The sequence below is a fragment of the Bacteroides sedimenti genome (genome assembly GCF_040365225.1).
GTDB classification, from domain to species: Bacteria; Bacteroidota; Bacteroidia; order Bacteroidales; family Bacteroidaceae; genus Bacteroides; species Bacteroides sedimenti.
On sequence record NZ_AP028055.1, the window covers coordinates 3,261,778 to 3,286,715 of the forward strand.

A 24,938-nucleotide genomic window follows, 5' to 3' on the forward strand; every position below is an offset into this window, starting at 1 on the left:
TCTTTTTATACGATTAAAATATCTTATTCCTTAAGATCTTTCAGTTCCCAGCCAAGAGCACTTGCTCCTAATACTGCTGCATCAGAATCTTTCAATTCAGAAACAAGAAGTTTTGTTTTTCCTTTGTAGATATTCAGTACATTGCTATCCAGACCTTTCTTAACAGGATTCATAATATAATCACCAGATTTGGCCAATCCACCGAATAAAACGATTGCTTCAGGACTTGAGAAAGCTACGAAGTTTGCCAAAGCCTCACCTAGTAGTTCTCCAGTGAATTCGAAAATTTCCTGAGCTAGCTTGTCACCTTGTACAGCAGCTTCGTATACATCTTTAGATGCAATTTCTTCTGCAGGAATGTGGCGTAGTAAGCTTTCGTCTGAACGTGCGATAAGGAATTCGCGAGCTGTGCGAGCTACACCGGTAGCCGAACAATATGTTTCAAGGCAGCCTTTACGTCCACAACCACACATTCTTCCGTTTTCGCGTACAATCACGTGACCCAGCTCACCGGCAAAACCATCGTGACCATATACCACCTGTCCGTTTACAACGATACCACTACCAACACCTGTACCAAGAGTAATCATGATGAAATCTTTCATACCACGGGCAGCACCATAAGTCATTTCACCAACAGCAGCAGCATTTGCATCATTGGTTAATGCAGTAGGGATACCTAATTTTTCCTGGAACAATTCTGCTAAGTGGATTACGCCTTTCCAAGGCAGGTTAGGAGCGAACTCAATAGTTCCGCTATAATAGTTACCATTAGGTGCACCAATACCAATACCTTTAATTTTTTCCACTCCACCTTCCGATTCAATTAATGGAAGTAAGTTCTCGCAAACGGCAGTCACATAATCCTCAACTTTATCATATGCTTTAGTCTTTACAGAGCCGCTGCATAAAATTGTTCCACGAGCGTCTACAATACCAAAAACGGTATTTGTACCGCCTATATCAATGCCTACTACGTAGGGCTTTCCCATGCTAGATATCATTCTGTTGCTAATTAAATGGTTAATTATTAGGCTACAAATAACGGAAAGATGAATGAGTCTACAAAATTTTTTTGAAATTTTCTTTCACTTATTTGCAACTTTTTAGTGTATCTGAGCGTCTAATATGGAAAACAGCGATGAAACATGATACATTTGGAAGATATTAACAAGACCTACTACAGCGGAGCCCCGCTTCATGTACTTAAAGGAATAAACCTCGATATTGAACGTGGAGAATTTGTTTCCATCATGGGTGCCTCTGGTTCCGGGAAGTCAACTTTACTCAATATTCTGGGACTACTGGATAATTACGATACTGGTAACTATTACCTTAATGACGTTCTGATGAAGAAACTGAGTGAGACAAAAGCTGCTGAGTATCGTAACCGGATGATAGGTTTTATATTTCAGTCGTTTAATCTGATTTCTTTTAAGAATGCCATGGAAAATGTTGCTCTACCGCTCTTTTATCAGAATGTGAGCCGCAAGAAAAGAAATATTGAAGCCATGGAATATCTCGACAGGCTTGGATTAAAAGATTGGGCGCATCACATGCCCAATGAACTTTCAGGAGGCCAGAAACAAAGAGTTGCCATTGCACGTGCCCTTATTTCCAAACCACAGATAATACTAGCCGATGAACCCACTGGTGCATTGGATAGTAAAACATCAGATGAAGTGATGGAAATTCTAAAAGAGGTAAATGATTCTGGAATGACCCTGATTGTTGTAACCCACGAGTCGGGAGTAGCCAACTGTACAAATAAGATAATCCATATAAAAGATGGAATTATTGAATCGATTGAAGATAACTCGAATCATAACATTTCTCCTTTTGGCAAAGGAATAATGATGAAGTAATCATGAAAATAGGACTAGGACTTGATATATGGCAGGAAATATTAAGCACAATCAAGCAAAATAAGTTGCGCACTGTACTTACTGGATTTGCTGTTTCCTGGGGAATCTTTATGTTGATAGTTTTGTTGGGTTGGGGCAACGGACTGATCCATGCTTTTGAAGAGGCTTCGGCTGACTTAGCAAAAAACTCCATCCGGATTTATCCGGGTTGGACGAGAAAAGCATATGACGGATTTGAGTCGAACAGAAGAATCACATTTGATAATAAGGATGTAAGCCTCACTAAGAATAAGTTTAATGACAATGTAATTCTTGCCGGAGCTACCGTTAGCCAAAGTGGTGCTAATATATCCTATAAAGATCAATATGTCTCTTTGTCACTGGATGGTGTTTATCCATCCTATCCGGATATTGAGCCTGTAAAAATAGACAAGAATGGCGGTCGTTTTATCAATGATCTAGACATAAATCAACGTAGAAAAGTTATTGTAATTCACAATAAAACTAAAGATGTTCTTTTTCGCCATGAAAATGCTATTGGAAAATTTGTCAATGCCGGAGGAGTAAGTTATCAGGTAGTAGGGATTTACAAAGATAAGGGAAACCGAGAGGCGCGCTCAGCCTATATTCCTTTCACTACTGCGCAGATTGTATATAGTAAGGCCGATACAATCGATAATATTATCTTCACTACACGCGGATTGAATACCGTTGAGGCGAACAAGAGTTTTGAAAAAGATTACCGCAAAGCCATTGGCGGGCATCACCGTTTCGACCCCGAAGATATGAATGCCATGTATATTTGGAACCGTTTCACGCAATACCTGCAACAGATGACCGCAAAGAATATCCTGACTACAGCTGTCTGGGTGATCGGTATCTTTACCTTGTTGAGCGGTGTGGTTGGTGTGAGCAATATTATGCTGATTACAGTCAAGGAACGAACCCGGGAAATTGGTATCCGAAAGGCTTTGGGTGCATCGCCCGCATCTATTCTCTGGCTGATTATCCTGGAAAGTATTATCATTACAACCATATTCGGGTACATTGGCATGGTAGCGGGAATAGGGGCTACGGAATATATGAATATTGCGGAAGGAGCAAAGACTTTTGGTTCGGGACCAATGAAAATGACCGTATTCAAAGATCCGACAGTTGATATTGGAATAGCCATACGAGCAACCATCACTTTGATAGTAGCCGGTACATTGGCTGGATTCTTTCCTGCACGAAAGGCCGTTAAGATTAAACCGATTGAAGCATTAAGAGCAGAATAACTATGAAACTAACAGATATAGATTACTGGGAAGAGATTCTGGTTACCATTACCCGAAACAAAACACGAAGCATACTGACTGCTTTCGGGATATTCTGGGGGATTTTTATGTTGGTCACGTTGATTGGAGGAGGAAACGGATTACAGCAGATGATGAGCCGGAACTTTGCCGGATTTGCCACAAACTCTTGTTTTATTGTGAGCCAGGAAACAACCGAACCCTATAAAGGATTCCGGAAAGGAAGGCGCTGGGATCTCGAAAACCGGGATGTGGAAATTTTAAAGAATAATATTCCTCAGATAGAATATATAACCCCGAACCTATTTCGATGGGGGGCTACTGTTGTGCGGGGAGACCAGAAAGGTACGTTTGTGGCTCGCGGTTCGTATCCCTCTTATGACAAGATAGAGAAGCAAACCATGATGTATGGTCGTTTTATCAACGATGTGGATATTAGCGAGCAGCGAAAGGTTTGTACTATTGGGACCCGTATTTACGAAACACTTTTCAAAAAGGGTGAGAACCCATGTGGAGAGTATATCCGGGTGGATGGAATTTATTACCAGGTGGTAGGTGTTTGTTCAGGTGTAAGCAACATCCAGATAGGTGGATCTAGTGAGGAGATGGTTAATGTTCCGTTTTCCACCATGCAGCAGGCTTACAATATGGGGAAAACAGTGCATATTATTTGTATGACAGCCCGGCATGGCGTAGCAATTACCTCTTTGGAACCTAAAATACAAGAATTGATAAAGAATAACCACCTGATTTCCCCTACCGATCCCCAAGCTGTATTGGTCCTGAATATGGAGGAGATGTTTAAGATGGTGGACAGTCTGTTTACCGGAATACGTATGTTGGTATGGCTGGTAGGTCTTGGCACATTGATGGCAGGAGCGATCGGAGTAAGTAATATTATGATGGTGACTGTTCGTGAAAGAACTGTGGAAATAGGAATCCGTCGTGCTATTGGTGCTCGTCCGCGTGAAATTATGGGACAGATTCTATCGGAAAGTATGGTGCTGACCTCTATCGCAGGTCTGCTTGGCATTTCGTTTTCAGTCTTAATCCTACAGGTGGCCGAGGTAGGGGTGACGGCCAGCGGTACAGTAGCTCATTTCCAGGTTTCCTTCTGGACAGCAGTTGGGATGGCACTTCTTCTTCTTTCATTGGGTCTGATTGCCGGTTTGGCTCCGGCTTACAGGGCTATGTCGATAAAACCGATTGATGCTATGCGTGACGAATAATATAATAATATGATAATAACAATAGAAATAATACTCATATGAAAAAGTTCTTTAAAATCCTTTTGATAGTGCTTGTCGTTTTCATTTTCATAAGCACTTTTGTTTTCCTTTATGTAAAATCCAGGCCAAAAGAAGTTGTTTATGAGCTGGTGACACCGAAAGTTGCTGATATTGTAAAGAGTACGGTCGCTACAGGGAAAATAGAGCCACGTGATGAAATTCTTATCAAGCCTCAGATTTCGGGTATTGTGGAAACTGTATATAAACAAGCCGGTGAAATGGTGAAAAAAGGAGAGGTAATAGCCAAGGTAAAGGTAATACCTGAAATGGTACAGCTTAACTCTGCCGAAAGCCGTGTCCGCGTGGCCGATATCAACTATAAACAGGCCTTGCAGGAATACGAACGTCAGAAAAAACTATTTAACGATAAGCTTATCAGTAAGGAAGAGTTCGAGAAAAGTGAGGTGTCAATGAAAACATCAAAAGAGGAACTGACTGCTTCAAGGGATAATCTGGATATCGTGAAAGAAGGTATTTCAAAGAGTTCGGCTTCTTACAGCAATACCCTGATTCGTTCTACAATTGATGGTCTTATTCTTGATGTGCCGGTTAAGAAAGGAAACTCTGTTATTATGAGCAATACATTCAATGACGGAACAACGATTGCTTCGGTGGCAAATATGAACGACATTCTTTTCAAAGGAAAGATTGACGAAACTGAGGTAGGTCGTATCAAAGAAGGAATGCCAATCAAGCTAACCATCGGTGCTTTGCAGAATATGAAGTTCGATGCCAATCTGGAATATATATCTCCTAAGGGAGTTACTGAAAACGGTGCCAATCTCTTTGAGATTAAAGCAGCCGTGAAAGTTCCGGCAGGTGTGAAAATCCGGGCGGGGTATAGTGCTAATGCAGAAATTGTTCTGAGCCGTTCACCTAAGGTTCTGTCTATTCCTGAAAGTACTGTCGAATTTTCCGGAGATACAACTTTTGTTCAGGTATTAAAGAGTGATAAACCCAAACAGATGTTTGAAAAACGCCGAGTTGTTGTAGGTGTAAGCGATGGAATAAAAATAGAAGTTAAGAGCGGTATTACTACAAAAGACAAAGTGCGTGGTGCGATTGTTGAAGAGAAGAAACCCGGAACAGAAGCATCTAAATAAGTAAGGTTATGAGAAAGAATATCCTATTAATCGCATTTTTATTGCTTCCAGCGGTGAGCTTTGCGCAAAAAAACTGGACGCTACGTGAATGTGTGGAATATGCGATAAAACATAATCTGCAGATTCAGAAACAGGAAATAGCAAACGAGCAGCGTAAGGTGGATCTTAACACAGCAAAGAACCAGCGGCTGCCGAACCTGAATGGGAGCGTGAGCGAATCATTCAGCTTTGGTCGTGCAGCCTCTCCGGTTGACAACTCGTATGTAAATAATAACAGTACCAACAGTAGTTTCGGAATTAACACCAATATTCCCATCTTTACAGGATTTCAGATAACCAATAATATAGCTTTAAATAAACTCAACCTAAAAGCGGCTATTGAAGATCTGAATAAGGCCAAAGAAGATATTAGTGTGAGTGTTACTTCCGCATTCCTCCAAGTGTTATTCAACGAAGAACTCTGCAAGATAGCCACTGAACAGATTGCACTTAGTAAAGAACAACTTGCCCGTATTACTCGTCTTGAAGAAGTGGGTAAGGCGGCGATGGCACAAGTGTATGAAGCAAAAGCTGCTTTGGCACAAGATGAGCTCTCTTCAGTTCAGGCAGAAAATAACCGTAAACTAGCAATTCTTGAACTGACTCAACTTCTTGAACTTCCTTCTCCGGAAGGATTTTCAGTTGTTTCTCCCGAGATAGAACCCGATTTTGCGGCTTTGACTGCTCCAGAAGAGATCTATAGTATGGCCATTGCAAATAAACCTGCAGTACTGGCAGCTAAATATCGTTTGGATGGAATGGATAAAAGTATTAAGATTGCTCAGGGTGCTTATTATCCTACTCTTTCATTTGGAGCAGGACTCAACACGGGGTATTACACAATGTCTGGGATTAAAAGCCGTAGTTTTGGTCAGCAATTGAATGATAACTTCAATAAATATTTGGGTTTATCACTCAGCATTCCTATTTTCAACAGATTTGATACGCGTAACAAGGTGAGAAATGCTCGTTTGCAGTATAATTCTCAATCTCTTCAGCTAGAAGAATCCAAGAAAAGTCTTTTTAAAGAGATTCAACAGGCCTATTATAATGCCGTGGCTGCTCAGGCAAAATTTGCATCCAGTAAAACTGCAGTTGAGGCAAACGAGGAATCCTTTAAGCTCATGCGAGAGAAATATGAAAACGGAAAAGCAACTTCTGTTGAATTCAGTCAGGTGAAGATGAACCTGATGAAAGCATCTTCCGAACAGATTCAGGCAAAGTATGATTATATTTTCCGGACTAAAATCCTTGAATTTTATAAAGGGATATCATTGATTCAGTAGATAATACTTATATCTTTGTGCCAATTTAATCGATGAAAAGGAGTTTATGAAAGAAATAAGGAATTTGCTATTGTTAATAGTAACGGGTTACGGATTGTTGATGTCTCTTCCCGGATTTTCACAGGTAAAAATTAACTCTTTCACGAACGATTTTTCTCCCTCTCTGAACGGTCAGGAGGTGATTTTTAATTTTCCTTTAACTGTATGTCGCACATACTATAATAGTCCGTCGGGAGGAGTTATTCTTTCTCCCGACCGTCTTTTTTCTCCAACCGAAATTGCTTTACCGGGCAGCGATGCCATTGCTCAGGCTTCCCTGAACGGGCAGCGGAAACTGACTCTGAACAGCAGCACTTATTCTTATACTGATTCAAATCAGACATTGCGAACAGGAAGCAGGGTAAACGGTTTGCGAGGATTTCTCTATTACAATAGCGGTGCATACTCGCTAACTCCAACAGTTCAACCTTCCTTCTCGGGAAATGAGCGTACGGCTTCGCCCGGTACAGTGGGCAACTGCAATTTGCGGGTGGCGAGCTTTAATGTGGAATATTATATAGCAAAAGATTCTTTATGGGGCAAAGGGTATGGTGCTGATAACCAAGCAGAGTTTGATCGGCAACGAGCAAAAATACTGGCGGCTCTCAAAGGGCTGGATGCCGATATATACGCGCTTTGCGAGGTAGGGCAGGGCAATACTTCCGTAATCGATCTGGTTAACGGACTAAATGCATTAACCTCTTCTAATGTATATACTTATGTCGCTGATAACGATTATAAAGAAAGTACCTATACTAAAAACGTATTTATCTACAACAAGAACAAGGTGACCCCTTACAACTCTATCACTTTTTTTGGAAGTGGAGGTTACAGACTGCGACAGGTGGCTCAGGGTTTTGAACTTAAAAGCAACGGTGAAAAGGTGATTATTTGTGTGAATCACCTAAAATCGAAGTCGGGGGGCGGCACAGGAGCAGATGCTGATACCGGTGACGGACAGGGAAGCTCTAATTATACGCGTGTAACCCAGGCTCAACTGATAGTAAACACCCTAAATAAGTTGGTAAGCAGTTACAACGATCCTGATGTGCTTGTGGTGGGAGATATGAATGCCTATTCAATGGAAGATCCTATTAAGGTTTTGACTGATAACGGACTGGTGAACCAACTGAAACGTTTCTCGCCAGAGGAATACAGCTATGTGTACCAGGCTGAAGCGGGATTTCTGGATCATTCCCTGGCAACCGCCACCCTTAGCAAACAGGTAACCGGTGCCCGTCCATGGCACATTAATGCCGATGAACCCGGCTATTTTGATTATAAAAGCAGCGCTTACTTTTCAGCAGATCCATACCGTTCATCAGACCATGACCCAGTTCTGACTGGAATTAGTCTGGGGAATTATAACACAGGAATAGAAGGAACAACGCTAGATAAAGGTCAGCAACTGCTGGTGTATGGCAATCCTTCCAACGGTTACCTCACGCTTTCTGCCGAATGGATTGACCGGGTTGAGCTTTTCACTGTAGGAGGTCGGCTACTCTATTCATCGGTAAACGAAGTTCCCGGTCCCAATTTCCTCCTTTCCATCGCTCAATTCTCCAAAGGATTCTATCTGGTCAGGGCATTCAACGGGAAAAAAGCGGTTACTTCGCGGTTAGTTCTCTAACAGATTTCTTTGTTATACATTGAAGATTGATTATGTCCCTTGCAAACACCTCCTATCAAATCTAAAACGGATATTTTCTTTACCGGCCATTTAAGCTGGGTGTTCTGATTTTAGCGAACCCAAGCCCGGTGAATCGCCATCTGCTATATGCATAACCTTATGATTAAGTTGCTTTAAGCCTTTGGTTAACCACTTTCATACACATGGCTGAGTGGTTTTATCCTTGTGTGTTTATGGAAACGTCTATGGGATATAAAACGAAATGTGTAAAATAGACAGATTGATTAAAGCGCATGAAAACACAACAAAGAGGTTCTTTATATGGTGCTCGACCGCTTTGGATCAGAAGGTGATTCAGCAACTGGACTCAAAATAAAACGTCAGGTGCTGCCTGTGTATTCTGCGACCAATAATCTTCGACCCTAAATGGTTTTTCAGGCTTTGTAGATAACTATGAGGTAAAAAATCCATATTTGAAACAATATGAGACATCCCTTTCTGGCAATTACAACTTTACTGTGCCGGCGTGAAAGGAAAGAATGATTTCTATAAAGATTTTTATGAGGTAATTCGTATTAATAAGTCGATGTAATTCTAGCTTAAATAAAAGCATTTAGACTTACTAAATCAACGGTTATTTTTCAGTATATTTGTAGATTAAACTATGATTGTTTACGTTGAATGTTGCTGTAACAAAAAACAATAACCATCAACGGAACAAAGCCAACAATGAGTGGCTGGAAAAATGCAGTCGCTTTTTAAATGCTTAGTGACGACAAGTTGGTATTTGATTCACCTGACTCAAAATTTGTATGCAACCGATTATTCTAATTTAAAAGTATTTGCTGTCTCAGTCAACTGAACACGTGTGGAGGCAGCTCTATAAAATAAACCAAATATTAAAAACACATGAATCGATTTTTTTTATTATTGACGGCTTTTCTTAGTGTATTATTACTAACACCACCCCCTGTACAAGGTCGAGAGGTTCTTTCTTTCAACACTGATTGGCAGTTTAAGAAGGGGCCATTTTCGTCAGAGGCTATGCAAGCAGCTCAAAAATGGAATTCAGGATGGGAAAAAGTGGAAATACCTCATACCTGGAATGCAAAGGATATGCAGGTAAGAAGCAATGACTTTTATGAAGGAGTGGGCTATTACAGGAAAACATATTTCTTTCCCGAAACACTTCAGGAGAAACGTGTTTTTCTTCGCTTTGAAGGAGTAGGAGCTTGTTCCGAGGTGTATGTAAACGGAAATTTAGTGGGGACTCATAAGGGAGGATATTCGGCTTTTGCTTGTGAGATAGGAACTGCAATAAAGCCGGGGGCTAACAATGAGATCATTGTAAAGGCAGACAATACTGCACGTCCCGATGTGATTCCTGTTAATCATGGGCTGTTTGGAGTATATGGAGGTATTTATCGCCCGGTGTGGCTCATAATAACAGAAAAAAACAATATCACGGTAACCGACTGCGCCTCTTCGGGAGTATACATTACTCAGAAAAATGTATCAAAGCAACAGGCTGATATAACAGTGAAGGTAAAGCTTGACAATGCAACTCTACAGCCGGTCTCCTTAAAGCTGGAAAATACGATTTACAACCAAGTAGGAAAAAAGGTCTCCAGCGATACAAAGTCGTTCGATCTTACACCGCAAGGATCACAGACTTATTTCTCTACTTTCACCATGAAACAACCTCATTTGTGGCAGGGTAGAAAGGACCCTTATCTTTATAAAGTTGTTTCGCGTTTAATAAAAGACGGAAAAGTAATCGATGAAGTAACACAACCTCTGGGTGTAAGAAAATACGAGATTGTTGCTGGTAAAGGGTTTTATCTAAATGGTGAAAGATATCCTATGTATGGGGTCACTCGTCATCAGGACTGGTGGGGACTGGGTAGTGCTTTGAAGAACGAAAACCATGATTCTGACCTTGCCATGATCATGGATATTGGAGCCACAACTGTTCGATTTGCTCACTATCAACAGTCTGAGTACCTTTATTCTCGTTGCGATAGTCTGGGACTGATTATTTGGGCTGAGATTCCTTTTGTGAACAGGGTAACGGGAAAAGAAGCTGAGAATGCACAGACACAGCTTCGGGAAATGATTCGTCAGAGCTTTAACCATCCTTCCATTTATGTTTGGGGATTGCATAATGAGGTTTATCAACCTCACGAATACACAAGTTCTCTAACACAATCCTTGCACGATTTAGCCAAGACTGAAGACCCTGATCGTTTTACCGTTTCTGTGAATGGATATGGACATGCTGAACATCCCGTAAACATGAATGCTGATATACAAGGTATGAATCGTTATTTTGGTTGGTATGAGAAGAAAATAGGTGATATTAAACCTTGGGTGAAAGAAATGGAAAAGAAGTATCCCTACCAGAAACTGATGTTATCAGAATATGGAGCAGATGCTAATATTGCACATCAAACCGAATATTTAGATGAGTCTTTAAACTGGAGCGATCCATTTTATCCTGAAACTTTTCAAACAAAAACACACGAGTACCAATGGAGTGTGATTGCTAACCACCCCTATATTATCGCTTCGTACTTATGGAATATGTTCGACTTTGCTGTTCCAATGTGGACACGAGGAGGAGTTCCGGCAAGAAACCTGAAAGGGTTGGTCACTTTCGACCGAAAAATAAAAAAGGATTCTTATTTCTGGTATAAGGCCAACTGGAGCAAAGAGCCTGTTTTATATCTTACCCAAAGAAGAAACACCAATCGCGAGAAGCAAGTTACATCAGTTACAGTTTACTCAAATATAGGTACCCCCAAGGTATACTTAAACGGAAAGGAACTGACAGGAATAAAGCAAGGATACACCCCAGTGCATTACATCTTCGATAAGGTTACGTTGGCAAACGGAAAGAATGTGCTCAAAACTGTTGCTGTAAAGAATGGCAAGAGCTACGAAGATATGATTGAGTGGAATTATACTGGAGAGAAAAATCGCGAGGCTAAGATGAGTGAAAACGACAAAGAGCATGCTGGCTTTTAAGTAGGACCTAAACTAAGAACAGGAATATCTACTTTATTGATTGACAGCACACTGGTTTATCCATATTGTTCTGTAACACAAGAGGATTTGGACAACGGACCTTTATTCTTCACCGTGAAATTAGTCTATCATCCAGTCACCATCAAAAACAACTTTTCTGTTGTTGAAACAAGCATAATCTCATTGAATGATGGCTCACAACTGAATAAGGTTGTAGTCTCTTTCTGTAAATTGAAAGAGTCTTTGCCTATTGCTACAGGTATTGTTATCCACAAAGGGAGTAATTATTATGCCATGTTTTCTAAGAAAGGCTATATTACATATACAGACCCGAAGGACCCTGACAATGGACAAATTTAAGTAGGTGCGGTTTTTCCTGATAATGTGAAAGAGACTAAGGTAGTGCCCTTATAAGGAGCCGAAGACTCTAAATTAAGGATGGGAAAAACGGGTATATATTAGCCACCAGCGACTACGAACCGGGCTCTGAATTTGTCTATTACTTCGGTTCAGGCTGGAGCAAATGAGGATTCAACAGTTCAGCGTACTGGTTCAGTTATGTGGATGAATTTGCTCAGAATGCGCGTTCACCTCTTACTGTTGCTATCAAGTAAGTACATTTTATGATTTCATCTTGAGACTGCTCCGAAATATCGGGGCAGTTTTTGTTTTCCTCAACATCATAAATGGAGTGCGATGCAATAAACGACTAAAAACAACCCATTTTATGTGCAGAAAGTGACTTGTCCCTTTTTTATGTATCTTTATTTCTTATTTGACTAAAATAAATATTAACAAATCAAATATATTAATCACATGTAGTTTAGTTGATTATAGATTTATATTGTGCAGAGGGTGGAGATGAAAAGGTGGTTTTTAAGTCACGAAAAAGAAGAATAAAAAAAACTTCAAAAAAAGAATTTTAAAAATTTAATTTCGGAAAAGGGAAACAGAATGTTTTTACTGCACCACTGACACCACCTTTGGTTTATGCAAAAAAATATATCGATCTGATTAACTGTGTATTAATTAATAAGAAGAGGGTGATGCATGGGTGGCAGTAGTTTACATTGCCACTTTGCCCCCCCTTCCATCAACCTAAGAGTGTACCTGTTATTTGCAACCAAAAAATCTATTTAGCGGCAGATAGTGCAATAATACACATTACAAGAGACTAACACCCTCAGGCTTTAAAACACCCTTCACACCAGATTAAAATTCTTAAAGGAAGAATTAACCATTTATTGATGAATGGTTAACCCAATCATGTACATGTTTACCCTAAATCTTGTACATGTTTGGACTCAATCTTGTACATGATTGGGGTAACTCTTCGTGTTGTTTGAATTAACTCATTACCTTGTTTCTCTAGTCGATGGTTTTGGGTTGACTAATACTGCTCTAAATTCTGTAATGGGTGGTTCTTCGTCACTTTAGTTGAAAGCTTTTATTTGTTAGGATCATTTTCCTTTTTAGCAGTTCTAATCCGGCTCTTCCATACATTATTCTTTTTATAGCTTTAAGCTTATTCACAAATCCTTCAACAATTCCATTTGATATTGGGTAAATGATAGTATTTCTTACAGCTTTAATATCTAATTTTATTCCTATGATAAATGTTCTTAACTTAGATAGAGTTGTATTTTTATGTTTTTCAATCCATTGATCCAACAATTCAGCTTTGTTACCCATGATTGTTTTATAGAATGATTCGGCTGCTCTATATAAAGATTCAAACCATTTCAGCCCCATCAATATGCTCATTAAATCTTTATCTTTTTCATTCAATTTGTATTCTCGTATGCTTTTGAAAACAACAGCGGATATAGTTTTTACAGGTATTAATGGTTCTCGCTTGTCAACCGGTTTATCCTTTCTGATACATCCTGTTTTCTTTTCTCTTTTTCAGCAAAGATGCCTGTAATGGTAATAAAACGGACTAAGGCCCCCTGTAAAACCTTTATTTACGACATCCTTATAAGTGCTTTTTAATGTTTTTCCTTTGGCGCATTCACTCTCTACATATTGATCAAACTTATAATATTCATTCCTTGGACTGCTTCTTCTTATAGGAAGTGTTTCATACTGCATGTATTTACGGGCCGTTTGTCTGGCGATGTGCAATCTTCTTGCTATTGCATTAATCTTAAAACCTTTAGACTGTAGTTCTTTCACTTCATTAAACATGTTTATTCTAGAATCGGTTTTTTGCTCTATTTCGGTGGCCATTTCTGTGATTCCCTCTAGTTTCTCTAATGGAGTTTTATTCATAGGTACTTCTTCCGGGCGAATTGCTTTTCTATAATCCGAATAATTATCGATTATTATTTTGGTAACACAATCAAGCATATTCTTTACTAAATGAAATCTGTCGGCAACTTCCGCTATATCTCTCCCTGTATTTGCTATAGCCGAAGAATAATTCGTGGACCGGTCACGGCTGACCAGATTTACATCGGAATGTTTTCTTATCCAACATTCAAAGCTCTCCGTTTCTCTGTCAGCAAGCAAATCAATTACGTCTCTCGTCTTTAAATCAACAAGAATACTCCCATAAGTTACTCCCTTGCGAAAAACCCAATCATCTACACCAAGAGTTGTTATGACTCCACAATCAGGTATATCCATCCGATAGATTGTTCTCAGAACCGTGCTGGGACTCACCGGGATTTGCATTGATTTCAATGATACCCCGGTATTTATGGCGGACATTCTTACTCCAAGATTACCAATAATAGTTTCACAACGTTTAGTGCGCCTTCTATATCTGCATATTTCATCTCCGGGTTGTTCCGCAAAAGTTTTCTTCGAACAAATTGTATTCTTGCAGAAAAACTTACGGGCTTGAAAAAATATACTGACTTTATGGTTTAGAACAGGCAAATCTCTCAGAGTACGGGCATAAACACTATGCACCTTATAACTTATCGCTCCACAATATGGGCAAACACCAAATGTTTTTGAGGATTTTAAATATAAAATAATTTCTGTGTCTATAACCCTTAATGATTCAACATGAAGCATTGAAGATTTGAAAATTTCGTTGAAGGGGTGTATTGTATCGGAAAAAGTTTCAGTTGTTCTAAAACTCGGTTTTAGGGTTTTATTGTTATATTTGTTCTTGTTAGGATATTTAGGCATTGCTTTGTTCTTTCTGTTTGGCGATATAAAAATGCAAAATATACGCCTAATATCCTAACTATTAAACATGTACGAAATGATAAATGCACACATTAAAAAGTGTTATGTGTGTATTTGGAATCAAAACAAGCACAAAGATATAACCTTCAACTAAAGTGACGAAGAACCACCTTTTATAGGGTAAGACACAGTTTTGGTTAATTCATTGAGTTGCTTTTTTAGCTGGCAATTTATGGATTAGCAGCTTCTGTACTTATCTATTTTTGGGGCTGAGAAATAAACAATTTATTTGTGCCTGCAGAGATTGGAGGTTCACAAAATAGTTTTATATAGAAATAGTATTTCAGAACCAGGCAAGTAGATAAGCAAAAAGAGAGTGCCTTTGTGAGACACTCTCTTTGAAAATAAATAAAGAATACAATTCTATTTCCAACCAGGATTTTGAATCAAAGTACCTTTTGCCCTATTGAATTCTGATAATGGAATTGCAAAATGGTAATCGCGAGGTGATTCGAATTTAAATGGTTTTCTAACCGTTATGATTTCAAAGTTAGAACAAGTCTGTGTCTTGCTGTCATAACCGGTCCATTTAATGCCGGTAGGATTATAATCATTCAGATTTTCCTTGAGTTTACGACGCAACAGGTCAACAAATCTAATTCCACCTTCACTTACAAACTCAATGCGTCTTTCATTGATAATAAAAGAGATCATTTCATCCTTGGTCATATTGGTGGGAACACCGTACCTTTGATTGGCTCCTGCTACTATACCGGCTCTTTTTCTGATGGCAAACAGTTGACTTTCAATCGTGCTTCGGTTTGCATCCACATCCAATTCAGTAAGCGCTTCAGCATACATTAACATAAAGTCTGCTAAACGAAAAATAGGAAATCCCGAATCGTTGGCTCCACTACTGCCGTAACTGGATTCCTTAACGAATTTCCTTAAAATATAACCTGTATAAGTAGAATAAGAATCATATCCCATTCCGTCTGTAGTTGCTTTATAATAAAGATTCACCCTTCCTGGAGTTTGAGAGGAATAGGAGGTAATCCATTTTGCACCATCATAAATGATGGTATTGTAAAAGCGAGGATCCCTGTTTTCATAAGGTTTGGCTGGGTTATAAGTTGTTCCTGAAGCCTTAATTGATTCTCCTGTTTTCATTGGGAATGCATCCACCAACTCCTGATAGGGGTACTGATAGTGCTGTCCGCCGCGAGATGCAGGGAGCAAGTAGCTGCTGGTAAATCCCGTTGCTTGCAGTAACAATTTAAAAATACACTCGGTATTTTTTCTGGTTGTTGTTACCAGATAAAAGCCATAACCAGGCCTTGTTGCATTGTCCTCCACCAATGAGTAGCCTGCATTCAATACAGCTTCAATGGCTGTTTTCGCTTTTTGCCAACGGTTTACATCATACGAATCGTAACCCAGGAATGCTTTCGTATCATCAGTTCCTACATTACCACCGTTAGACAGAGGACTAGCAGCGAGCCAAAGAACTTTTGCCTTTAGTGCCAAAGCAGCCCCTCTTTCAATTCTTCCATAATCGGTCGCTTCATAGGAGGTTGGCAAATTAGGTATTATTGCATCCATTTCCGAAACAATGTAATCAACCATTTCTGCATAAGTGGCCCGCGTCTCTTTCGGAATGTCGGAGTCGCCATATACATTATCTTTCAAAAGAGGCACCCCTCCCCAATAAGTCAAAAGATAATAGTAATAATAGGATCTCAAGAAGCGAGCTTCAGATTTCATTCGCTCTTTTCTGGAAGCTGAAAGAGGACTCTGATCTACATTAAGTAAAAAAGTAGTTGCAGTGTTTATAGCAATGTAGGTTTCACTCCACTTTGTTAAAAACTCGCTACATGAAGCCGGAGAAAGATAAGAGCTGTAATCATTAAATGCAAGTGTGTTACTCAGTCTGGTTGCACCTGTCCAAAGCAGGCAGGTATTATCTGTTGCCCCGTCCCAGTCGGCATAATAGCCAGTTCCACCCTGCTCGGCAAAGTAAGGTTTAATTAGTTTTGAATACACATTTGCCAGATATTGTTCTGTTCGTGTACTATCGGAAAAGACCCAAAGTCGATCAACAACAGTGTCGGCTTTTGAATCAAGAAATCCTTCGCTAGATTCTGTGCAACCCACAGACAAAAATAGAGCAGCTAGGGACGAAACAAATATCGATTTTTTAAATATAGCTTTCATAATCACAAATTGTAAATTAAGTAGATTTTATTTAGAATGTCACTTGCAATCCGAAATTGAACAGACGTTGTTGCGGATAGCTGGAATAGGCAGCCCGATCAGCATCTGAATTTGACTCCGGATCGACTTGATAAAGATTTAGTCCACACCATGTAATCAGATTCTGACCGGTAACAAATGCACGGGCACTATTAATTCCAAGAGTTTTTGTTAGTCTCCTTGAGAAATTGTATCCGATTTCAATATTCTTTAATCGCAAGTAGTCAGTCGGACGTAGCCAGAAAGTGGAACTATGAGAATTAGCACCTCCAAAGCGTGGAAATTCTGCGCTTTTATTCATCTCGATCAAAGTAGCTTCATCCGTTACAAAATTCCAATCTTTATCAAAATAGCTCCATCGTTTGGTATGAATATCAGATGGCACGCCATTGTCATTACCAATTTGTAAGAGCGTCTGCGAGCTTATAACTCCACCGGTAGCGCCCTGAAACAGTACTGAAAAATCCCAGTTTTTGTAGCTGCATCCCAATGTGAGGCCAAAAGTATAGTCTGGATAGTTATGTCCGATATCTGTTTGGTCATAAGGATCAATTACTCCATCCGGTTTACCCTCCGGACCACTAATATCTCTATACTTCAAGTCTCCTGGTTTTAGATTTCTACTCAATCCATCTTTGGGACTGTTGGCTATGTCACTTTGAGACTGATAGAATCCATCCCAAATGTAACCCACAGTTCTACCGAGGTTGTGCCCCGTTGCCATAAGAGCCGGATACATGTTTCTGGCCTCGTCGTTGAATAAAACCTTATTTACAGCATGAGATACAGTTCCTCTGATGTTGTAACTGAAGTTTTTATTGATCTTGCTACGCCAAGTGATTTCTCCATCGAAACCTTGATTCTGGTTTTTACCCATATTCCGAGGAGGCAAAACAGAAGAAGGAATTCCTATATAATAGGGCATAGAACCTCTGGCAAGGAGAATATTGTATCGTTTATTGAAGAAATAATCGGCTGTGATTCCTAATTTACCTTTGAACAACCGTATATCAGTTCCAATATCCAATTTTTTCTCTTTTTCCCAGCTAACATTATCGTTTGGAAGCTGAGATAAAACCATCGCATTTACGTATGTTGGATTTTCACCAAAGTAATACCCTCCAGATGTTACATACTTTTCAACATAATAGTTCGAAAATGAGCTGTTGAAATAATCAGAACCTACCACACCATATGAGCCTCTTAACTTAAAATACTCTACACCAAGTTTATCTCTTAAGAAATCCCCGGCAAACGGTTCTTCGCTGATGTTCCACCCCAAGCTAAGAGCGGGGAACAAATCAAAACGTTTCTTGGCTTTAAATTTGTCTGAACCGTTGTATGCTCCACTTAGTTCTACCATGTATCTTGATTTATAATCATAACTGATGCGCGAATTATAACCTTTTGAATTATCAGGAGTGTCAGCAGCACTTCGCGAGCTATTCCATGAAGCTAAGATTAAAGCGGCCAAATTATGAGGACCGAATTTTCGATTGTAGCTCAAATGAATCTGCGTTCCTAATTTGAGATACGGATAGCTTGAACTGTAGCCGGAAGCAGACGACAGATTGGGTAATACATACGTATCCGGAGTACATGAATTATAGGTGCCTGAATTTGAATCATATTGATATTCCAGGAATGTGTCGCGGGTTAAACTTTTGTAAAAAGACCAGGTATTGGTTACAGCCAACAACCCTTTTACTTTTAGACCAGGTGTTATAAAATCCAATTTTTGCTCTATAGCAGCATTTCCAACAACATTATTAGTAAATGTACGGGTGTATCCTCCCCATTGAAGTAAAGAAACCGGGTTGGTGGATGCGTTACCTGTCCGCCCTCCATAGGTTCCATTCTCATTATACACGGGGTACAACCATGAGTTAAGTGTACCTGAACTGATGCGGGCAAAAAAGGGCAAAGCACCTCCTGTTCGTCTTGGATCAGGCAAATAGGGCTCATTCTTCTCATCGATTACACCATTTACACCTAACTTTAACAAAGTACTTTTGGTAATGTTAAAGTCAAGATTAGCACGCACATTGTATCGGTTGAGATAATATTGGTTGTTGAATCCTTCGGTTGAATATTTTTTCAACATACCATCTTGATGAAGATAACCAAGCGAGAGGAAATATTTTACATTTTTTGATCCGCCTTGAATATCAAAAGTCTGTTTCGTTTGTATTGAAGCCTGGCGATAGAGCTCTTTGTACCAATCCACATTGGGATAAACATATGGCATGTCTTGCAACTTGTAGTGCTCCAAAACGTCGGATGCCAATAAACTGTTGGAGTTTTCGGGCTTGAAGCTTGGGTCAACTCCACTGAGATCTGATAATATGTTATTATTTAGATACTGCTCTCTGATAAGCATTAACGATTCGTACGATGAAAGGCTTTTTCGAACATAAGTAGGTTGTTGAACACCAAAATCTGTTCTAAAGGTAACTTTAGCAGCACCTTCTTCTCCTCGACGAGTGGTGACTAAAATAACCCCGTTTGCCCCTTTAATACCAAAAATCGCAGTACTACCTGCATCCTTTAATATGGATATGCTTTCTACGTCGTTTGGGTCCATTTGCGTAAGTGCTTGGATAGTAGATTCTACATCATCAATAAGCACTAAAGGAGTATTGTTTGATGATGATGAAATTCCTCGAATCATCAAATTGGCGGCATCATTGCCCGGCTGTCCGCTTCGTTGCAATTGAAACAAACCCGGTAATTTACCGACAAGAGCATTTTGAATACTCGCAGAAGGAGATTGACGAATGCTTTTACTGTCTATTTGACTGATTGCCGCCACATTTGAGATTCTGCTTTTAGTTCCAAACCCCATTTGTACAATCTGAACTTCCGGCAATATCTTTGAATCGTCTTCCAACTCGATCGTTGATTCCTTGAGTATCGAACCGGCAGTTAATGTTTTGTCGACATAACCGATGTATTTAATCCAAATCTTTGAAGATGAAGATTTTACTTTGAGCGAAAATTTGCCGTCTACATCCGAGGTTGTACCGTTGCGTATATTTTCGGCTTCTACAATCGCAGCGCCGATTAGGGGATTGCCCGATTGGTCAACAACTGTACCTTTGATATTAATTTGAGCTATAGCATAAAGCGGCAAAAGAGCGAATAATGCTATTATTATTAATCTGTTTTTCATAATTCTATTTTTGGCAAGTAAACTAATAATTCCATCCGATATTTTGAGTTAAAGCGCTATTAGCAACCATTTCATTTCTTGGTATCGGATACCAATACATTTTTGAAGCATCGAACTGTTGAGTGCGAACATTCGTTGTAGCATATGTAAACGTGCCATCAGCTTGTTTTGTAATAACCATGCCTTTTATGGGCTGATTCATAACTGTTTCCGCTATTTTCCAACGACGTATATCCCAGAAACGATGTTCTTCGAAGGCTAATTCAATGCGTCTTTCATTTCTGATAATCTCGCGCATTTCACTTTGAGTAAAAGTTGTGGGTAAACCATAGCGTCCATCAGATCCTGCTGTGATACCTGCTCTGCTCCTGATTTGCTTCATATAGGTGATGATATCAGGATTATCCTTATTCACTTCATTCAAGGCTTCTACGTAATTAAGTAGGATTTCAGCGTATCGGATGATATTATAGGCTCTTTTTTGCGAGGCTAATGAAGACGATGTTTCATTGTTTCCCATGAATTTTCTAAGGTAGTAACCGGTTTGCGTTTGAGCAGTTTGCCGATTAGGTTTATCCAAGCCTCCTTCAAACGTTTCCACAGACCGTTTTAACCAAGTTGAACCATTATAAAATACTGTGTATTTCAAACGTGGGTCTCTATTCTTATATGGGTCTTGAGGGTTATAAGTAGGATCTTTATCAATTGTTTTGCCATTGATCGTTAAAAATGCATCTACCAGGTTTTGGCTTGGACTGGTGTATCCATTACATCTAAAGGCAGAAGTATAGTATCCGCAAGGGCTATTATTCAACTCAACAGAATTGCTACCCGATGATGACGTGATCACATTGCCCATGATTACCTCATTATTTTTCAAGGTGACAAATAAGGTTTGGAATCCAGGAGATGTAGTATGCAAAGAGTATACATTAAGATTGATTACTGCTTTTGCTGCATCTGCTGCTGCCTGCCATTTGGTCAAATCATTTGTCGGGTTATACAAAGGGCTGGCAAGATAGAGTGCAAGCCGTGAACGTAGAGCCAATGCAACACCTTTATTCATGCGGTAATACATCGGATCTGAACTGGCTGCTACATTCGCTGCCGGAAGATACTTCATGGCATCATCTATCTGAGCATTGATGTAATCTACACATTCATTTCTCGAACTTCTGGGAACATTAATTGTATCTTCCAGATTATACACTTTGTCGTACACGATAGGTACACCGTCCCATCGCTTGAGGAGTTCAAAGTAGAAATAAGCTCTCAACAAAATCGCTTCACCCTTCATATATGTACGGCTGGGTTCGGGTAGTTTGTTGGTCGCCGGTTGAGCATCCCATTTTGAAAGGAATAGGTTGGCTCTTCTAATGCCTGTATAGCAAAGCGACCACATGGAAAGACCATCAACTGTGTTAGAGGGTGATAATCGCCCGTTGCGGAAACTTTCAACACCATCATTCGTATAAATAGTTGGAACGGCATCATCGGTGCCCGCATCTAGGTAGTTTTGGCTGATTCTATTATGCAGATCAGGTAATTGTGCATAAATGGCAAAAAAACTTTGTGTGAAATATTTTGCTGTTGAGTCTGTTGGATTAAAAGCCTGGTCTTCAGATAGTCTCTCCAACGGCTCATTTTCAAAAGTATTACATGAGTAGAGCCCCAAAGCCATAACAATGGATAACCCTAATGCTGTTTTTCTAAATAGATGTTTCATTCTCTCGTTTTTTTAGAATTGAATAGATATACCTGCATTATATGATTTGATATTTGGAAGTACGCTTCCTGAATTTGTTAACAATTCCGGATCTGTACCCTTCAGAGGACAAATGGTTAGAATATTACATGCATTTGTGAATAATCTCGCACTAGATAGTTTGATTTTATGCGTCCATTTGTCAGGTAGTGTATATGAAAGTTCAATATTCTTCAGTCGCAAATAACCAACATCTTTTAGCCAGAAAGTAGAAGTTCTTGTATTATAACCATTGCCAGTTGCAGAAAGTCTTGGGTAATCGGCATTAGGATTATTGTTTGTTGCCGTCCAGCGATTCAAGTGCTTTTCCAATGCGTGTCCGTACGAATTGTTGGAAGTGTTAACACCAAAAGGCATGTCTTGGATGATAGCATCATTATTGGCAATACCCGCCCACTGAGTGCTCAAATCAAATCTTTTCCATGTTGCACCCACCATGAATCCATATTCAATGAGAGCTTTGTGTGTGCCGATAGATTTGATGTCTTTTCCGTCAATAAAGTGGTCACCGTTCAGGTCGAGATATTTGATGTCACCAGGTTGTGGGTTATAATCTGATACAGTTGCATAAGAGCTAAGATAGTTATCCACTTCTGTCTGATCTTTGAACAGCCCGTCAGCCACATAACCGAAAATTATCCCATATGGTTGCCCCACACGTTGCATGTACGATTCAGGATAAGTAGGTTCTCCATTATACTTTAGCTTTGTTTTATAGAATGTTGCATTCACGTTGCCATATACATTCACCTGATTGAAGGTACGATTGTAAGCCAAATCTACTTCTATGCCACTATTTCTGTATTTCAATGTGTTTTCAGATGGAAGACCAACTCCGTAAATATAGCTGTTGTTGGTAATTCTGTTTTGCGGTATTTTTGAGTATTCATTATTGAAAAACTCAACGGTAGCAGTAAGAGTGTTGCTAAATGCCTTTAGATCGAATCCTGCTGTGAATCTGTTTATATGGTCCCAAGTTGATGTGTAAGGTAAAGTGGCTTCATACAAGTATGAGCTTGATATAATAGTGCTCCCGCCAGTGTAAACAGAACCGGTTGAGTTGTAGTACTTCATATAGTTGTAATAGTCGCTTACATTACCTGTACCTGCTCTATAATATGCAGCAGAACCGTTATCTCCGTTTACACCATAAGTTGTTCTCAGTTTTAAGAAATTGATTGTTGATAGATTCTTTTGAAACCAATCTTCTTGTGAAATGACCCATCCAATACCTGCAGCAGGGAAGTAACCTCTTCTCTTCCCAGGTTTGTACTGGCTAGATTGCATGGTATTCAGCGCAATTTCCGCTAAATATCGTTTATCGTAATTATATTCTGCATTGAAAGTTAAACCACTGTTAATAAAAGGCAGATTGGTTCCTTGCAAAAGATAGTTGGTATAGTTGCCAACAACTTTGGTTTGAAAGGCATGTTTGTTAAGATTGAAATCGTAACCTAAAGTGATATTACCGGACAATAGTCTGTTCTGGCGATTATAACTTGATGAGTTCGCTTGTGTGCCTGCGGTTGACAATACGGTATAGTTAGCACTTGTGGGATCTGAATTATCGTTAGGATCTTGCCAAAAATATGAAACTCCAATAGATTTTGTTCTGTTCAGTGCTTCACGATAGGATGAATTATATGAAAATGCACCTTTAAGATACACCCCGTCAAATACACCTTTAAACTTCTGGGTCAATGCCATATCAATATTTAAGTCCGTTTTTGGATATAAAGTATATCCTGAGTAGATTGTCTTTCCATAAATATTATTAGAATATTGAAGAGAAGCACCCAATGAACCATCTGGATTCAGAACAGGATATGCATTTCTGGGAGTTTCATTTAAAGAGCTGTAAATGGCAGTAACACTTGATCCTGTAGCTATCTCTCTAAACATTTGGCCAAAAACATTTGCTTCTAGAAGTGTTGTCGGTGATAGATCGACATCCAAGTTTGCTCTTAATGAGAACTTTTTGTAGTTGTTGGATGTAGAATACGTGTTGATAGATTTATCTTCTTTAATGAAACCAGCTTGATTATAATAATTCAAATCGATGAAGTAGCGAGCAGCGTTTGACCCACCGCGGAAAGTTACATTGTACTGTTGAATAGGAGCATAATCTTTAAGGATTTGTTTCATCCAGTCAACATTTGGGAAAGTATAAGGTTTTGTACCAGACTGATACAAATCCAAAGCTGTTTGCGAGTAAAGAGGTGACAAACCATCATTAACACGTGCTTCATTTAACAATGTAGCATAGCTGAATGCGTCCAAATGCTTGGGCCTGAAAATTTCTTTCGAAGTGGCCATTTGAGCCGTAAACCCAACTTGAAGTTTGGAAATCATTCCTCTTTTAGTTTTGATATACAAGACGCCGTTACCGCTAGCCATTCCTAACATTGATAAACCTAATCCGTCTTTGATAACTGAGACAGACTCTATTTGACTTACCGGAATATTGGCATCCGACCTAGGAATTCCATCTACAACAATTAAAGGACTTGAACCTCTCAAATAAATAGAGGCTTGGCTGCTTGGCAATCCATTTTCAAGACTGACCTTCAGACCGGGAAGTGTTCCATAAAAAAAATTTTCCATTTGAAATGCAGGTCGATGCAATAATTGATCGCCGCTGACTGTAGATACAGATTGTAACATCAATTCAGGAGATGACATCCCGAATAAAACAGGTTTTTTAGTTACTCCATTTGTTACACTTTTCGCTTGCCATGAGATTGAATCTTTAGACTGTGCTTTCAAGGACATTGTCATTGAAAAAGTTAAGAGCAGAGAAAATATCACTCTAAACAAGCTTTTCTTGTGTCGCAATAAATTGATACTCATACGTTTTGTTTTAAATAGTTCATAAAAGGTTAATAATGTGGTTGATTATTGATAAATAATGATCTCAAATAATGATCTGTATTCGATAAAGACGAGTAAATACATCAATATATCTACTTGTCTTCTAAAATTAATTAGTACGTTTTTCTCAATATTGATATTACATTTTATACCCGTCCTAACT

14 protein-coding genes and 2 pseudogenes are annotated in these 24,938 nt (G+C 39.3%); 8 read left to right on the forward strand and 8 right to left on the reverse strand.

What is annotated here, in order from left to right; translation table 11 throughout:
- Nucleotides 1-23: 23 nt before the first annotated feature.
- Nucleotides 24-1,004 (reverse strand): ROK family protein, encoded by a 981-nt coding sequence (locus tag ABWU87_RS13045; protein WP_353331405.1) that lies wholly within the window; start codon nucleotides 1,002-1,004, stop codon nucleotides 24-26.
- Nucleotides 1,005-1,148: 144 nt separating this feature from the next.
- Here ABWU87_RS13045 and ABWU87_RS13050 point away from each other — a divergent pair, with 144 nt between their 5' ends.
- The 8 genes and pseudogenes from ABWU87_RS13050 to ABWU87_RS13085 form a co-directional block, all read left to right on the forward strand.
- A complete protein-coding gene (locus ABWU87_RS13050) occupies nucleotides 1,149-1,865 on the forward strand; it encodes an ABC transporter ATP-binding protein (protein ID WP_353331408.1) in 717 nt (238 codons plus the stop codon).
- Between the two features lie 2 nt (nucleotides 1,866-1,867).
- Nucleotides 1,868-3,142 carry an ABC transporter permease gene (locus ABWU87_RS13055; protein WP_353331410.1) on the forward strand — a complete coding sequence of 425 codons (1,275 nt, stop codon included), beginning with the start codon at nucleotides 1,868-1,870 and terminating at the stop codon, nucleotides 3,140-3,142.
- A gap of 2 nt (nucleotides 3,143-3,144) precedes the next feature.
- The gene (locus ABWU87_RS13060; RefSeq protein ID WP_353331412.1) at nucleotides 3,145-4,389 is read left to right on the forward strand and encodes an ABC transporter permease; all 1,245 of its coding nucleotides are present in this window, start codon (nucleotides 3,145-3,147) and stop codon (nucleotides 4,387-4,389) included.
- Between the two features lie 38 nt (nucleotides 4,390-4,427).
- Complete coding sequence (locus ABWU87_RS13065; protein WP_353331414.1) at nucleotides 4,428-5,552, forward strand: efflux RND transporter periplasmic adaptor subunit; 1,125 nt, start codon at nucleotides 4,428-4,430, stop codon at nucleotides 5,550-5,552.
- 8 nt (nucleotides 5,553-5,560) lie between these two features.
- Nucleotides 5,561-6,877, forward strand: a complete 1,317-nt coding sequence (locus ABWU87_RS13070) for a TolC family protein (protein ID WP_353331416.1) — start codon at nucleotides 5,561-5,563, stop codon at nucleotides 6,875-6,877.
- A 46-nt stretch (nucleotides 6,878-6,923) separates the two neighbouring features.
- A complete protein-coding gene (locus ABWU87_RS13075; protein WP_353331418.1) occupies nucleotides 6,924-8,546 on the forward strand; it encodes an ExeM/NucH family extracellular endonuclease in 1,623 nt (540 codons plus the stop codon).
- A 909-nt stretch (nucleotides 8,547-9,455) separates the two neighbouring features.
- Complete coding sequence (locus tag ABWU87_RS13080; protein WP_353331420.1) at nucleotides 9,456-11,573, forward strand: glycoside hydrolase family 2 protein; 2,118 nt, start codon at nucleotides 9,456-9,458, stop codon at nucleotides 11,571-11,573.
- Between the two features lie 15 nt (nucleotides 11,574-11,588).
- A pseudogene (locus tag ABWU87_RS13085) lies at nucleotides 11,589-11,933 on the forward strand (DUF4861 family protein); the annotation flags it as partial.
- Between the two features lie 1,068 nt (nucleotides 11,934-13,001).
- Here the strand turns inward: ABWU87_RS13085 and ABWU87_RS13090 are convergent.
- The 7 genes and pseudogenes from ABWU87_RS13090 to ABWU87_RS13120 all read right to left on the reverse strand — a co-directional run bounded on the left by ABWU87_RS13090 (nucleotide 13,002) and on the right by ABWU87_RS13120 (nucleotide 24,676).
- Nucleotides 13,002-13,361: a transposase gene (locus ABWU87_RS13090; protein ID WP_353330640.1), complete on the reverse strand. Its 360-nt coding sequence runs from the start codon at nucleotides 13,359-13,361 to the stop codon at nucleotides 13,002-13,004.
- A gap of 117 nt (nucleotides 13,362-13,478) precedes the next feature.
- Nucleotides 13,479-14,285, reverse strand: coding sequence for a transposase (locus tag ABWU87_RS13095; protein WP_353334457.1), 807 nt, complete (start codon nucleotides 14,283-14,285; stop codon nucleotides 13,479-13,481).
- Between the two features lie 120 nt (nucleotides 14,286-14,405).
- Nucleotides 14,406-14,714 (reverse strand): annotated as a pseudogene (locus tag ABWU87_RS13100) (transposase family protein); the annotation flags it as partial.
- A 423-nt stretch (nucleotides 14,715-15,137) separates the two neighbouring features.
- The gene (locus ABWU87_RS13105) at nucleotides 15,138-16,928 is read right to left on the reverse strand and encodes a RagB/SusD family nutrient uptake outer membrane protein (protein ID WP_353331422.1); all 1,791 of its coding nucleotides are present in this window, start codon (nucleotides 16,926-16,928) and stop codon (nucleotides 15,138-15,140) included.
- Between the two features lie 31 nt (nucleotides 16,929-16,959).
- Entirely contained in the window at nucleotides 16,960-20,139 is a 3,180-nt protein-coding gene (locus ABWU87_RS13110) for a SusC/RagA family TonB-linked outer membrane protein (protein WP_353331424.1), read from the reverse strand.
- Between the two features lie 22 nt (nucleotides 20,140-20,161).
- Complete coding sequence (locus tag ABWU87_RS13115; RefSeq protein ID WP_353331426.1) at nucleotides 20,162-21,865, reverse strand: RagB/SusD family nutrient uptake outer membrane protein; 1,704 nt, start codon at nucleotides 21,863-21,865, stop codon at nucleotides 20,162-20,164.
- A 12-nt stretch (nucleotides 21,866-21,877) separates the two neighbouring features.
- Nucleotides 21,878-24,676 carry a SusC/RagA family TonB-linked outer membrane protein gene (locus tag ABWU87_RS13120; protein WP_353331428.1) on the reverse strand — a complete coding sequence of 933 codons (2,799 nt, stop codon included), beginning with the start codon at nucleotides 24,674-24,676 and terminating at the stop codon, nucleotides 21,878-21,880.
- Nucleotides 24,677-24,938 lie beyond the last annotated feature (262 nt).

Coding starts and splice junctions, on each gene's coding strand:
- ABWU87_RS13055 (WP_353331410.1), top strand. CDS start 1,868: ATGAAAATAGGACTAGGACTTGATATATGGCAGGAAATATTAAGCACA.
- ABWU87_RS13105 (WP_353331422.1), bottom strand. CDS start 16,928: ATGAAAGCTATATTTAAAAAATCGATATTTGTTTCGTCCCTAGCTGCT.
- ABWU87_RS13070 (WP_353331416.1), top strand. CDS start 5,561: ATGAGAAAGAATATCCTATTAATCGCATTTTTATTGCTTCCAGCGGTG.
- ABWU87_RS13120 (WP_353331428.1), bottom strand. CDS start 24,676: ATGTCCTTGAAAGCACAGTCTAAAGATTCAATCTCATGGCAAGCGAAA.
- ABWU87_RS13095 (WP_353334457.1), bottom strand. CDS start 14,285: ATGTCCGCCATAAATACCGGGGTATCATTGAAATCAATGCAAATCCCG.
- ABWU87_RS13050 (WP_353331408.1), top strand. CDS start 1,149: ATGATACATTTGGAAGATATTAACAAGACCTACTACAGCGGAGCCCCG.
- ABWU87_RS13045 (WP_353331405.1), bottom strand. CDS start 1,004: ATGATATCTAGCATGGGAAAGCCCTACGTAGTAGGCATTGATATAGGC.
- ABWU87_RS13115 (WP_353331426.1), bottom strand. CDS start 21,865: ATGAAACATCTATTTAGAAAAACAGCATTAGGGTTATCCATTGTTATG.
- ABWU87_RS13060 (WP_353331412.1), top strand. CDS start 3,145: ATGAAACTAACAGATATAGATTACTGGGAAGAGATTCTGGTTACCATT.
- ABWU87_RS13065 (WP_353331414.1), top strand. CDS start 4,428: ATGAAAAAGTTCTTTAAAATCCTTTTGATAGTGCTTGTCGTTTTCATT.
- ABWU87_RS13080 (WP_353331420.1), top strand. CDS start 9,456: ATGAATCGATTTTTTTTATTATTGACGGCTTTTCTTAGTGTATTATTA.
- ABWU87_RS13075 (WP_353331418.1), top strand. CDS start 6,924: ATGAAAGAAATAAGGAATTTGCTATTGTTAATAGTAACGGGTTACGGA.
- ABWU87_RS13110 (WP_353331424.1), bottom strand. CDS start 20,139: ATGAAAAACAGATTAATAATAATAGCATTATTCGCTCTTTTGCCGCTT.